This is a genomic window from Aeromonas sp. 160P (assembly GCF_055193095.1).
The window spans coordinates 1,467,223-1,481,166 of sequence record NZ_JBUXKV010000001.1 but is presented as its reverse complement, the minus strand read 5'-3'; the positions used below and the strand labels follow the sequence as shown (position 1 = coordinate 1,481,166).

Below are 13,944 nucleotides of genomic sequence, written 5' to 3'. Positions count from 1 at the left end.
AATATGGGGCGACTATAGGCAGGGCAGCTTATCCCTCAAAATAATAAAAAATGCTTTTTAATGCTTTTAAGTAATTAGCAAAGCCAATTCACGACAAAGGCGAGTGAAGTCACTTGTGGTACCTGACGCCACACCATAGGCTAGGGGCTGTGTTTCATAAGGAGCTAAATGATGAATGAATCATTGATTGTGCTAGGGATTTTCGTGTTCCTGGTGATCGTCACCCTGAGCGCGGGCATCAAGATAGTGCCACAGGGCTACAACTGGACCGTGGAGCGCTTCGGCCGCTACACCCGCACCCTCTCCCCCGGCCTTAACTTGCTGATCCCCTATGTGGATCGGGTCGGTCACAAGATCATCATGATGGAACAGGTGCTGGACATCCCGGCGCAAGAGGTGATCTCCCGCGACAACGCCAACGTCACCATCGACGCCATCAGCTTCGTGCAGGTGGTGGATGCTCGCAAAGCCGCCTATGAAGTCAACGACCTCACCAGCGCCATTCGCAATCTCACCATGACCAACATGCGGACCGTGCTCGGTGCCATGGAGCTGGACGAGATGCTCTCCCAGCGCGACACCATCAACGAGAAGCTGCTGCGCACCATGGATGCCGCCACCGCCCCCTGGGGCATCAAGGTGACCCGCATCGAGATTAAAGATGTGCGCCCGCCGCTGGCACTGGTCGAAGCGATGAACGCCCAGATGAAGGCCGAGCGCCAGAAACGGGCCGAGGTGCTGGAAGCCGAAGGGGTGCGCCAGTCCAAGATCCTGAAAGCCGAGGGGGAGAAGCAGTCCCAAATCCTCAAAGCCGAAGGTGAACGTCAGGCCGCCTTCCTCGCCGCCGAAGCGCGGGAGCGGGCAGCGGAGGCAGAAGCCAAGGCGACCCATATGGTCTCCAAAGCCATCGCCGAGGGTGATATGCAGGCCATCAACTACTTCGTGGCCCAGAAATATACCGAAGCGCTGGCCCGCATAGGTGAAGGCCCCAACAGCAAGATCATCATGATGCCGCTCGAAGCAGGCAGCCTGATTGGCTCGGTGGCAGGCATGGCCGAGCTGTTCAACAAAGATGGCAAGGGCAGCAAGTCATGACAGCCCTGTTCGAGGGGCTGACTCACTGGCACTGGCTGGGGCTCGGCTTCATTCTGCTGGCCATCGAGGTGCTCGGCTCGGTGGGCTTCCTGCTCTGGACCGGCATCGCCGCGCTGGAAGTGGGCCTGCTGCTGCTGGTCTGGCCCTTCGGCTGGCAGGCGCAGTTGCTGCTGTTTGCGGTGCAATCCCTGCTCACCACCTGGGCCTGGTGGCGCTGGCAGCACCAGCGTGACAACTCGGGTCAGGATGCCGCCAGCACTATCAATGAGCGGATGCAGAGCTATATGGGCCGCGAGCTGACCCTGCTGGATGATGTCGCCCAAGGCACCAGCCGGGTACATCTGGACGATACGGTCTGGACGGTGCGCTGCGAAGAGTCGCTGCCAGCGGGCAGCAAGGTCAGGGTAGTGGGGGCCGACTCCCACATCCTGCTGGTTGAACCCCGCCACTGACGGCAGTTGCCATCGAACCATAAAAAAGCCCGCGATCGCTCGCGGGCTTTTGTCTCTCTGGCTGCCACTCAGGTACGCAGCCGGTCGAGCTGGCTGGCCAGCGCCGTGGCGGCTTGCTCCAGCGCCTCGCTCAGCTGATGGCTGGAGCTGGCCTCCTGCCCGATCACGTTGGCGGTATCGCCGATCCGCATCAGGTTCTGGTTGATGGTGTCGCTCACCGCACTCTGCTGCTCGGCGGCAGTAGCCACCTGACTGATGTGGTCGTGGATCTGCTGGATCTGGGCCACCACCCGATTGAGCGCCTCGAACGCCTGCTCGGTGCCCTGCACCGTGGTGGCAGAGCGCTCGATACCGGTATTCATCAGACGCTGGCTGCTGCTCACTTCGGTCTGCAGGCTGCCGATCAGCTGACCGATCTCGTCGGTCGACTCCCGGGTCTTGGTCGCCAACGCCCGTACTTCGTCCGCCACCACCGCAAAACCGCGCCCCATGTCCCCCGCCCGCGCCGCCTCGATGGCGGCGTTGAGGGCCAGCAGATTGGTCTGCTCGGCAATGGCGCGGATCACATCAAGGATCCGGCTGATATTGGTGCTGCGCTGGGCCACCAGCGCCACCGCCTTGTCCGCTTCATGCATATCGCTGACCAGAGTATGGATCTCGTTACGGGCGTTGCTCAGGGTCTGCTGGGCGGTATTGATGTGGTGGGTCGCAGACTCCGACTCCTGCGCCGCCTGCTCGGCATAACCCGCCACGCTGACCGCCGTGGTACTCATCTCGTGCATGGCGCTCACCACGCTCTCCAGCTCCAGATTCTGTTCATCCAGACTGTTGCGCATGGTGTCGGCGGTGTGTTTCATCTCCCGCGCCTGCTGGTAGACCTGCTGGCCGATCCCCTTGCTCATTTGCACCATGCCCCGCAATTTGCCGAGGAAGGCATTGAGCTGGCTGCCAAGCTCGATCAACTCCTGATGGGTATCGATCTCCATCTGCTGGGTCAAGTCCCCCTCATTGCTGGAGAGGTGGCCCACATGACGGCTAATTTGCGAAAGGGGGGCAGTGATGGTCTGGATAAACCACACCAGCAACCCCAGCACCAACAAGGTAATGCCGCCCATGGCAAATACTTGCTGACGCTGCCCCGCCTCCAGCAGAGCGCCCAGCTCGCCACTGATGGTGTGCGCCTTGCTCAGTGCCAGCGCCTTGGGCACCTTGATCATCAGCCACCACTGGGCATTGGCTGCCTCGATACGAATCGGTTGTTGCAGGATAAAATCACTGTCGCTACTGACCGGCTGCCCGGTGGGCAGGGTCAAGCCCACCTCCTTGAGCGGACGACCCAGCTTGTCGGCATAGCGGTTGCTGCCCACGATAAGCCCCATCTTGCTGACCAGAGTCACATCGGCCTTGTTGTCATAGAGGCTCTTGCCAAGATTTTCAGCCAGTTGCTGAAAGATGGGCAGGTTCATATCCACCCCGGCCAGCCCGACAAACTTGCCGTCATGCAGCACGGGCACCGTCAAACTGGTCATCAACATCTTGTTGCCCGGGCTTATCTCGAAGAGGTAGGGCTCCATCAGGCAGGGTTGGCGGGTCTCACGGCCACAGAGATACCACTCGCTGTTGCGAATGCCGAATTCGTTGAGAGAGGTATCAAACTTGGCCTCGCTGGCTGCCGCATCAATCTGCTGCTGAGTGACCGCCCCCCCTTGGCCCTTGGTGAAGTAGATCTCCATACTCCCCTTGCCTGCCACCGAGTGGCTGGCCCCGCCCAACCAGTTGCCATCCTCGCCGTCATAACCATCCGGTTCAAACTGGGCGTAGATGGAGCTGATCCCGCTCGCCTGCTGCAGGCTGCTGCCGAGCAGCAACTCGACTTGCGGCCGCGACAACCGCAGTTCCGGCTTGGCCATCCCGGCTTCAATCTGGGCGGCTACGGTCAGGGGAATTTGGTAGGAGTTCTGCATCAGCGAGGCGATCTGGATGGCATAGCGCTCCGCCTGATACTGCAGGCTGCGGGAGACCTCCTCTTCCAGTGCATCGCTGGTCTGGGTCATCACCATGCTACGAAGGGTACTGAAGGAGGCCGACTGCAACAGGGTCATGGCTAGCCCGGTCAGCAGAAACAGTCCCATGGTCAGGCACAACAACTTGAACTTGAGGGAACGTTGCTTCATGGGGCAACTCCTTATGACAGGGTGACAACGAATTATCTGAGTATATTCGCCCACTTGCGCTTCACCGGATTTGTGATGGGTTTGTCGTCGGCTTCTGGTTATAATTTTCGCCTTCCCGAGCGTTGATGGAACAGTCGCAATGAGCAATGCACTGAGCAGTGTCCCGCCGGTAGTCGAGATGGACTACCCCTTTCCGGCCAAGCCTATTCCCCTGAGCACCGAGCAGAAAACGACCTTGATCGCAGACATCAAGGCGCTGCTCCAGACGCGCAAGGCGGTACTGGTAGCCCACTACTACACGGATCCCGAGATCCAGGCGCTGGCCGAAGCCACCGGCGGCTTCGTCGGGGATTCGCTGGAGATGGCCCGCTTTGGCCGGGATCATGAGGCACAGACCCTGATCGTCGCCGGGGTGCGCTTCATGGGTGAGACCTCCAAGATCCTGAGCCCCTATAAGCAGGTACTGATGCCGACCCTGAAGGCTGAATGTTCCCTCGATCTGGGCTGCCCTATCGATAAGTTCTCGGCCTTTTGTGACGCCAACCCCGACCATACCGTGGTGGTCTATGCCAATACCTCGGCTGCGGTCAAGGCGCGGGCTGACTGGGTGGTCACCTCCAGCATCGCGCTGGAAATTGTCGAACACCTCGATAGTCAGGGTCACAAGATTATCTGGGGCCCGGATCGCCATTTGGGTGCCTACATCGAGAAGAAGACCGGCGCCCAGATGCTGCGCTGGCAGGGCCACTGCATCGTCCACGACGAGTTCAAGGCCCGCGCCCTGCGCGAGCTGAAAGAGCAAAATCCGGACGCCGCCGTGCTGGTTCATCCGGAATCACCCGCCTCGGTGATCGAGCTGGCCGATGCCGTGGGCTCCACCAGCCAGCTGATCAAGGCGGCCAAAGAGCTGCCCCAGCAGAAGCTGATCGTGGCGACCGACCGGGGTATCTTCTACAAGATGCAGCAGGCCTGCCCGGATAAAGAGATGGTGGAAGCGCCGACCGGTGGCGATGGCGCTACCTGCCGCAGCTGTGCCCACTGCCCCTGGATGGCGATGAACGGTCTGGTGGCGATCAAAGCCGCCCTCACCGATGGCGCTGAGCCGCACGAGATCCATGTAGATGAGGAACTGCGGGTGAAAGCCTTGATCCCCCTCGATCGGATGCTCAACTTTGCCGCCGAACTCAAGCTCAAGACCCAAGGCAACGCTTGATTGCAACGATGACGAGATGCAAAGAGGGCACCCGATGGGTGCCCTCTTGTTTTATGGGATGTGGCTGAAGTTAGATGATCACGGTAGAGAAGCTGTGCTCTTCATCCGGCGCAACCGTTACCCCTGCCTCGCCAGCGATGGCAGCCTCGACACACAACATGGTGCGATAACCGTCGTCGCTCATGTCGGCCATGGCAGTGGCGCCTTCCAGCCAGGGGGTCCAGACCACCACGCTGTCGTGGTGGCCGCTCACTACCCGGGTCTCACGATCGCCATCTTTGACACAAACCAGCGCATCTGGCTGCCAGTAGACCCGATCCAGCGCGCCATTGAGTGTCAATGCACCTTGCTGCTTGGCATCCTGTCCGGTCAGCTTGTCGGCATAGGGCTCGCCCAGACCGGTCACGCTCACCGCTTCTGGTGCGCTGATAGCGAGATAGGTATGCAACGCACCGCTATAAGTCAGCGGCTGGGCACCGGTGTTGCGAGTGGCCAGCACCAGCGAGAGCTCTTTGCCCACCAGCACGTCCAGCTCCAGCTCGAAGGCGTGATCCCACAGGGCGCGGGTCGCATCGCTGTCGCGCAGAGAGAGATGGACGAGCGTGCCATCAGCATGATCGGACACGCCGTCCAGCTCCCAGAGGGTGGTACGGGCGAAACCATGGGAAGACTTGCCACTGCCGACGCGCGCAGGCGCGGGGCCAAACCAGGGCCAGCAGAGCGGGATACCGCCACGGATCGGCTTGCTGCCATCCAGCACCGCCTTGTCGCTCAGCCAGATGGAGGCGGGCTCACCATGGCGCTGATAGCTCAGCACATGAGCACCAAACAGACTTATCTCTGCCTTGCCATAGTCATTGTTGATGGTGAGAACCGGCAGACCGGCCGCGTTGTTGGCGAGTTGGCAGTTGGCGGTCAGAGGACGAATGGTATGCATATGGACTCCTGTCATCAGGGGAAGCGAAAAACAAAAAGGCGGCCAATGGCCGCCTTTTTTAAGCTACGCGATTGCGCATCCCAAATTACTTGGAGATGTGAGCGATCAGGTCCAGAACTTTGCTGGAGTAGCCCATTTCGTTGTCGTACCAGGACACAACTTTAACGAACTTGCCGTTCAGCTGGATACCGGCTTTGGCATCGAATACGGAGGTCTGACGCTCACCGATGAAGTCGTTGGAAACAACTTGATCTTCGGTGTAGCCCAGTACGCCCTTCATGGAACCTTCGGAAGCGGCTTTCATCGCTGCACAGATCTGCTCGTAAGTAGTATCGTCACGCAGGTTAACGGTCAGGTCAACAACAGACACGTCCGGAGTCGGAACACGGAAAGCCATACCGGTCAGCAGGCCTTTCAGCTCAGGGATAACTACGCCAACAGCTTTAGCTGCACCGGTAGAGGACGGGATGATGTTCTGGCCAGCGCCACGACCACCGCGCCAGTCTTTGGCGGACGGACCATCAACGGTCTTCTGGGTAGCAGTGGTAGCGTGAACTGTGGTCATCAGGCCAGACACGATACCGAAGTTATCGTTCAGAACCTTGGCGATCGGGGCCAGGCAGTTGGTGGTGCAGGAAGCGTTGGAAACGATGTCCTGGCCAGCGTAGGTCGCGTCGTTAACACCCATTACGAACATCGGGGTAGCGTCTTTGGACGGGCCAGTCAGAACAACTTTCTTGGCACCAGCTTGGATGTGCTTACGTGCAGTGGCGTCATCCAGGAACAGACCAGTCGCTTCGGCAACAACGTCAACACCGATTTCGCCCCACTTCAGCTCAGCTGGGTCACGAACGGCGGTAACGCGAACGGTTTTACCGTTTACAACCAGGTTGCCGTCTTTAACTTCTACGGTACCGTTGAAACGACCGTGAGTTGAATCGTACTTCAGCATGTAAGCCATGTAGTCAACATCGATCAGGTCGTTGATACCAACAACTTCGATGTCTGCACGCTCGCAAGCCAGACGGAATACGAAACGACCGATACGGCCAAAACCGTTGATACCTACTTTGATAGTCATAATTTTGTTACCTAACTGTTCAGTAGTTAAAGAAAATTCCGTTTGTAAATTTACTAGAACTCTCAGGTGAGTCAACCAACTTTCTGTCTGAAATTGCGCTACGTCATGAAAAACTGTGAAATTAATTTTCTGTTTATGTAACTGATTACCATATTTTGATGAAAATAGTGTCATAACGGGGTCGTGCACAAAGATCCACAATAGTGCCTGCCCGGTCACACAACCATTCACAGAGATATGTAAAAATGTGCGCGGTTTAGCATGGCCCAAAAGCCACTGTTCACATACCAACCCATAAAAATGAATCAAAATAGTATAGATAGAATCCACAGCGGGAATTCTCAAACTATGACCACCCTGATTGAACAGCTGGCTGCCGCAAAAGGCATTGCCAGTGAATATGTTGATGCCTGGGGCCATCCGGCCCAGGTATCCGAAGAGAGCAAAGCCGCCATGCTGGGCGCCATGGGTTACCACGTCGATGACGAGGCCGCACTGGTGCAGCAGCTGGAAGAGGAGCATCGCCAGCACTGGCTGCGGGCGCTGGATCCTGTGATGGTGGTTCGCACCGGCGACGCCGTCACCCTCGAGGTCCGCCTCCCCCTCGAATTCGTCAACGACGCCCTCATCTGGCAGCTCCAGCAGGAGCAGGGTGCTGTGCTGTCCGGTCAGTTCACCCCTATTGAGGGTGAGCTGGTCGGCGTCGCCGAATTTGAAGAGATGGAGTGCCAGGCCTATCAGGTGACGCTGGAGATGGCCCCTGAGCTGGGTTATCACCAGCTGGTGCTGCTGGAAGAGGGCAACGACGAGCCGCTGGCTACCATGCGCCTTATCGTCGCCCCCCAAGCCTGCTACAAGCAGGCCCCGATTGCCGATGGCCGCAAGGTGTGGGGCCCGAGCGTGCAGCTCTACTGCCTGCGCAGCCGCCACAACTGGGGCATCGGTGATTTCAGCGATCTGGGCCAGCTGGTCGAGAAAGCCGCCGCCTGGGGTGCCCACTTTGTCGGCCTCAACCCCATTCACGCCCTCTACCCGGCCAATCCGGAGAGCGCCAGCCCCTACAGCCCCTCTTCCCGTCGCTGGCTCAACATCGCCTATATCAATGTGGAAGCGGTGCCTGAATTCCAGCAGAGCGCTCGCCTGAAAGCGGAAGTGGCAAGCCCCGCCTTCCAGCAACATCTGGCCGAGCTGCGCGCCCAGGAGAACGTCGATTACACCGGCGTTATCCAGACCAAACTCGCCATGCTGCGTCAGGTGTTCGATCAGGCAAGCCTTGGCGCCGAGCGTCAGGCCGCCTTTGATGCCTTCGTGGCCGCCGGTGGCGACAGCCTGCAACAACAAGCGGCATTTGATGCTCTGCAAGCCTACTTCTATGCCAAGGGCGACAACGCCTGGGGCTGGCCGGTATGGCCGGAACCGTTCCGCAATTACCACAACCCCGCAGTTGCCGCCTGGATGGCCGAGCATCAGCAAGATGTGAACTTCTACCTATACCTGCAGTTCCTGGCCGATGAGCAGCTGGCGCAAGCCGATGCGCGCGCCAAGGCGGCTGGCATGGTAATGGGGATCTACCGGGATCTGGCGGTTGGCGTCTCTGAAGGCTCCACCGAGATCTGGGCCAACCAGGATCTCTACTGCCCGAAAGCCTCGGTCGGCGCGCCGCCTGATGTGCTGGGGCCACTGGGTCAGAATTGGGGCCTGCCCCCGATGAACCCGAACCAGCTGTTTGAAGCCGCCTACCAACCGATGGTGGAGATGTTCCGTGCCAATATGCGCTCCTGCGGCGCGCTGCGCATCGACCACGTGATGGCGTTGCTGCGCCTGTGGTGGGTACCGCCCGGAGCATCTGCCGCCAAGGGTGCCTACATCTATTATCCGGTCAACGATCTGCTGGGCATTCTGGCCCTCGAATCCCACCGCAACCAGTGCCTGCTGATCGGCGAGGATCTGGGCACTGTGCCGGAAGGGATCGATGTGACCCTGAAAGAGAACGGTGTCCACTCCTACAAGGTGTTCTTCTTCGAGCGCGCCAAGGCGGATGGCGGCTTCATCTCTCCTGCCCACTACACCGAGCAGGCGATGTCAGCCCTGACCACTCACGACATGCCGACCCTCAAGGGATTCTGGCATTGCGATGATTTGGCGCTGGGCCGTCAACTGGGTTTATATCCAGATGAGGATGTTTTGAAGACGCTGTATGCTGATCGCCATCAGGCCAAGCAGCGGATCCTCGACAGCTTGCATGCGCATCACGTCATCTCTGACCACATCAGCCATGACGTGAACTGGGTCGGTATGAACACCGAACTCAACCACGGTCTGCAGCTCCATATGTCCCGCGGTAGTTGCGCCCTGTTCAGTACCCAGCTGGAGGATTGGCTGGAGATGGACAAACCGGTCAACGTGCCGGGCACCAGTTACGAATACCCTAACTGGCGCCGCAAGCTCTCTGCTGACCTGGAAGATATTTTTGCCAATGAGGCACTCAAGGCACTGGCTGGCAAAATGAGCCAAGCCCGTGATGAGGCCAGTCGTTGAGCCACTGTGCAACACAGCTGACTCACCTAAATCCACTCCGGCCCAGGCCGGAGTGGATGCTCTGTCATGAAAGGAAATCTCGATGCTCGTTGAACGTTTGGTTGCTGCCCGCTGTTCCGATCCCTTCTCTCATCTAGGCCTGCAGGCCAATCCGGCTGGGCCCGGCCTCAAACTGACCGCCTGGTTGCCTGATGCCCTCGAAGTCCGCATCAAGGACCTCAAATCAGGCAAAGTTGTTGCCACTCTGGCACCCTCCGATGAATCGGGCCTTTTTGAAACTGTTTTCACCCGCCGCAAGAATCCCTTTCCCTATCAGCTGCTCGCCAGCTACCAAGATGCCACCACCGAGGTCATCGACCCCTATCAATTTCAGGATGCCGCCTGGGCGGGTCTTGCTGAGCTGACCGCGCAACCGGAAAACCTCTACCACACCCTTGGTGCCCAATTGCGCACCGTGGAGCATCTCGGTCAACAGGTCGAAGGGGTGCGTTTTGCGGTCTATGCGCCTAGCGCCACTGCGGTGAGCCTGATCGGCGACTTCAACTTCTGGGATGGCCGCCGCCACCCGATGCAACGCAGCCTCTGCGGTCACTGGGTACTGTTTGTACCGGGGCTGAAAGCGGGGGATCGCTACAAGTTCGAGCTCAAGGATCCTGCCGGTCATCGCTTGCCGCACAAGAGCGATCCGGTCGGTTTCTATTGCGAGCAGTACCCGTCGTTCGCTTCCGTGGTCTATGACCAGCAGCAATATCAGTGGCAGGATGCAGACTGGCTTGCCAGCCAGCACAACGACAAGCGGGAACAGCCGCTTTCCATCTACGAGCTGCACATCGGCTCCTGGAAGCGCCACCCCAATGGCGACAGCCTGAGCTGGCGCGAGCTGGCGGTAGAGCTGGTGGCCTACGTCAAGGAGATGGAGTACACCCACATCGAGCTGCTACCGATCTCCGAACACCCGTTTAGCGGCTCCTGGGGCTACCAGCCGGTGGGCATGTTCTCCCCCACCAGTCGCTATGGCAGCGCCGACGACTTCAAGTACTTCGTTGATCAGTGCCACCAGGCTGGCATCGGCGTCATCCTCGACTGGGTGCCCGCCCACTTCCCCTCCGATGCCCACGGACTGGCTCGCTTCGATGGCACGCCACTTTATGAATATGAAGACCCGCGCCGTGGCTGGCATCCGGACTGGAACTCCTACATCTATGACTATGGCCGCAACAATGTCCGCCAGTTTCTGGTGGCCAGTGCCCTGTTCTGGCTCGACAAGTTCCACATCGATGGCCTGCGGGTAGACGCTGTCGCCTCCATGCTCTATCTCGATTATTCGCGCAATGAGGGCGAGTGGGTGCCGAACGTCGATGGGGGCAACCACAACTACGAAGCAGTCAGCCTGCTCAAGTGGACCAACGAAGAGGTGTACAGCAAGTATCCTCACGCCATGACCATCGCTGAAGAGTCCACCGCCTATGCCGGTGTCTCCCGCCCCACCTTCCTCGGCGGCCTCGGTTTTGGCTTCAAGTGGAATATGGGCTGGATGCACGACACCCTCACCTATATGCAGAAAGAGCCGATCCACCGCCGTTATCACCACAACGACATGACCTTCTCCATGGTGTACCACTATGACGAGAACTTCATTCTGTCGCTCTCCCACGATGAGGTGGTGCACGGCAAACACTCGATGATTTACAAGATGCCCGGCGACGAGTGGCAACAGGCGGCCAACTTGCGCGCTTACATGGGCTTCATGTATGCCCACCCGGGCAAGAAACTCAACTTTATGGGCACCGAAATCGCCCAAAGCAACGAGTGGAACCACGATGCCCAGCTGCCATGGCACCTGCTGCAGTTCCCCAAGCACGGTGGCCAGCAGCGGTTGATCCGCGATCTTAACCACCTCTACCGTCATGAGCCTGCCTTGTATCAGGCCGATTATGAGCAGACCGGCTTCCGCTGGCTGGATCACAACGATGCCGACAACAGCATCTTTGCCTGGCTGCGGGCCGATAAAGAGGGCAAGCAGGCCATCGTAGTGGCGGCCAACTTCACCCCGGTGCCCCGTCTCGAATATCGGGTCGGCGTCCCGGCTGCTGGCTACTATCGGGTGGTACTCAACACCGACAGCGAGTTTTACTGGGGCAGCAACTATGATGTGGGTCTGGTGTTTGCTGCCGAGCCGACCCCCTGGCAGGGGATGGCACACAGCATAGTGCTGGATCTGCCGCCGCTGGCAACCTTGTTCATTAAACAGGAGTCTTGATGCTTGTTATGGAAACCGGGTTGAGCCACCCACTGGGCACTCAACTTGATAAGGATGGTTGTCACTTCTGTGTCTGGGCCCCCCAATCGGACAAGGTAGAACTCTGCCTGTTTGACGAGCAGGAGCAAGAGGTTGGTCGTATGGATCTCCCCGGCCGCCGGGGTCAGTACCGCTTTGGTTATGTGCGTGGCCTGCAGGCTGGTCAGCGCTACGGCTATCGGGTTTATGGCATCCCCCAGGAGGGGATGCTGTTCGACCCGCAAAAGCTGCTGATCGACCCTTATGCCAAAGCGCTCAGCCGCCCCACCTACTGGGATGACGATCTCTATCAGGGTGACAGTGCCGCCATGATTGCCAAGTCAGTGGTGGTGGATGACAGCTTTGACTGGCAGGGGATCGGCAAGCCCCGCATCAGCCATGCTCGCACCATCCTCTATGAGGCTCACGTCAAGGGCTTTACCAAACAGCACCCCGGGGTCCCCAAGGCGCTGCAGGGCACCTATCTGGGCGTCAGCCATCCGCTAATGATCGAACACATGAAGAGTCTCGGCATCACCTCGGTACAGTTGATGCCGGTGGCCGCCTTCATGTCGGAACCACGGTTGGAACGCCTGGGGCTGACCAACTACTGGGGCTACAACCCTATCGCCTTCTTCGCCCCCGAGCCGCGCTACAGCACCAAGCATGACGAGGCGGTGACCGAGTTCAAAACCATGGTGCGCGAGCTGCACCGGGCCGGGCTGGAGGTGATCCTGGATGTGGTCTACAACCACACCGCCGCCTCTGGCTTCGATGGCCCCACCTTGTCGTTCAAGGGATTCGACAACGCCGGTTACTTCGCCTTCGAAGCGGGCCCTCACGGCCCCGACTACACCCGTCACGCCAACGTCACCGGCTGTGGCAACAGCGTCAATCTGGATCACCCCAATACCCTTAGACTGGTGCTCGATGCGCTGCGTTACTGGGTCACCGAGATGCAGGTGGATGGTTTCCGTTTCGATCTGGCGGTGACGCTGGCGCGGGAAGCGGGTGAGTTCGATCCCATGGGGGCCTTCTTCAAGGCGATCATGGCAGATCCGCTACTGTCGCAGGTCAAGCTCATTGCCGAGCCCTGGGATATCGGGCCCTTCGGCTACCGCCTTGGGCAATTTCCAAGCCAGTGGCAGGAGATCAACGACCGCTATCGCGATACGGTGCGGGCCTTCTGGCGTGGTGATGCCGGCAAGATGGGGGACTTTGCCACCCGCCTGGTGGGCTCGCGAGATATCTTTCCGAAGAATTGGCGATCCCCGCATACCAGCGTCAACTACCTCTGCTATCACGACGGCTTCACGCTGGAAGATCTGGTCTCCTACAACCAGCGCCACAATCAGGCCAACGGGGAAGATAATCGGGATGGTCACGGCAACAACCTCTCTCATAACCACGGGGTGGAGGGGCCAACCCTGGATCCGCGGGTCAACAGCCTGCGCCAACAGCAAAAACGCAACTTGATCGCCACGCTACTGCTCTCTCAGGGAACCCCCCATTTTCTGGCCGGGGACGAAATGGGCCGCAGCCAGCTCGGCAACAACAACGCCTACTGTCAGGACAACCAGATCAGCTGGGTCAACTGGCAATGGCGGCCAGAAGATGAGCGGCTGTTTGCCTTCACCCAGCAGATGATGGCGCTGCGGGCGGAATCGGGGGTCTTCTCCAACCTGCAACTGAGCGATGACAGCTGGAACGGCGCTTCCCCCAGCTGCCATCAGGTCAACTGGTATCACCCGGATGGCCACCAGCTCACCGATCAGGATTGGCACGCCCCTATGGGGCAGGCATTTGCCATGGATATCGGCATGATCACCTGTATCGGCGAGCGCTGGTACGTGCTGTTCAATGCCAGCGATTACGATATCCAGTTCCGCCTGCCACCGCCGGGGGAAGGGCTGGAGTGGATCCAGACCATCGACACCGCGACCAACGATGGCCTGCCGTTTCTGCCTGATGACATCAAGCGGCAGGTGGCGGTCGGTCGCGCCCACTCTCTCAAGCTGTTGGAGCGGGTCGCGCTGGCCAGCACGGCGGTGGATGCCCAGCCACCGCTGCCAGCACTCATCCCTGTATCCAGTGCGGACCAGCCTGCCACAGCGATCACAGATGCGGGCAAAGCATAACAGGCATGCTGGAGTCAGCTTTACGGAGCCGCTATGCT

At 59.2% G+C, this 13,944-nt stretch carries 9 protein-coding genes; 6 read left to right on the top strand and 3 right to left on the bottom strand.

What is annotated here, in order from left to right; all coding sequences use genetic code 11:
* The first annotated feature begins 171 nt into the window (after positions 1-171).
* Positions 172-1,095: an SPFH domain-containing protein gene (locus ACY8FN_RS07055; RefSeq protein WP_068977657.1), complete on the top strand. Its 924-nt coding sequence runs from the start codon at positions 172-174 to the stop codon at positions 1,093-1,095.
* Complete coding sequence (locus tag ACY8FN_RS07050) at positions 1,092-1,547, top strand: NfeD family protein (protein ID WP_463099578.1); 456 nt, start codon at positions 1,092-1,094, stop codon at positions 1,545-1,547. Before ACY8FN_RS07055 ends, ACY8FN_RS07050 begins: the two co-directional genes overlap by 4 nt.
* A gap of 68 nt (positions 1,548-1,615) precedes the next feature.
* Here the strand turns inward: ACY8FN_RS07050 and ACY8FN_RS07045 are convergent, their stop codons facing one another.
* Positions 1,616-3,721 (bottom strand): methyl-accepting chemotaxis protein, encoded by a 2,106-nt coding sequence (locus ACY8FN_RS07045; RefSeq protein ID WP_463099577.1) that lies wholly within the window; start codon positions 3,719-3,721, stop codon positions 1,616-1,618.
* Between the two features lie 139 nt (positions 3,722-3,860).
* On the opposite strand from ACY8FN_RS07045, the gene nadA reads away from it, so the two are divergent.
* On the top strand, positions 3,861-4,934 hold the full coding sequence (gene nadA, locus ACY8FN_RS07040) for a quinolinate synthase NadA (RefSeq protein WP_463099576.1): 1,074 nt from the start codon (positions 3,861-3,863) through the stop codon (positions 4,932-4,934).
* Positions 4,935-5,004: 70 nt separating this feature from the next.
* On the opposite strand, the gene ACY8FN_RS07035 is transcribed toward nadA, so the two are convergent.
* Entirely contained in the window at positions 5,005-5,871 is an 867-nt protein-coding gene (locus ACY8FN_RS07035) for a D-hexose-6-phosphate mutarotase (protein WP_463099575.1), read from the bottom strand.
* Positions 5,872-5,956: 85 nt separating this feature from the next.
* Complete coding sequence (gene gap / locus ACY8FN_RS07030; protein WP_463101136.1) at positions 5,957-6,952, bottom strand: type I glyceraldehyde-3-phosphate dehydrogenase; 996 nt, start codon at positions 6,950-6,952, stop codon at positions 5,957-5,959.
* Between the two features lie 348 nt (positions 6,953-7,300).
* Here gap and malQ point away from each other — a divergent pair, with 348 nt between their 5' ends.
* From malQ to glgX, 3 genes are all read left to right on the top strand, one after another.
* Positions 7,301-9,490, top strand: a complete 2,190-nt coding sequence (gene malQ, locus ACY8FN_RS07025) for a 4-alpha-glucanotransferase (RefSeq protein ID WP_463099574.1) — start codon at positions 7,301-7,303, stop codon at positions 9,488-9,490.
* 82 nt (positions 9,491-9,572) lie between these two features.
* Positions 9,573-11,750: a 1,4-alpha-glucan branching protein GlgB gene (gene glgB / locus ACY8FN_RS07020; protein WP_463099573.1), complete on the top strand. Its 2,178-nt coding sequence runs from the start codon at positions 9,573-9,575 to the stop codon at positions 11,748-11,750.
* Positions 11,750-13,906: a glycogen debranching protein GlgX gene (gene glgX, locus ACY8FN_RS07015; protein WP_463099572.1), complete on the top strand. Its 2,157-nt coding sequence runs from the start codon at positions 11,750-11,752 to the stop codon at positions 13,904-13,906. Before glgB ends, glgX begins: the two co-directional genes overlap by 1 nt.
* The last annotated feature ends 38 nt before the right edge of the window (positions 13,907-13,944 follow it).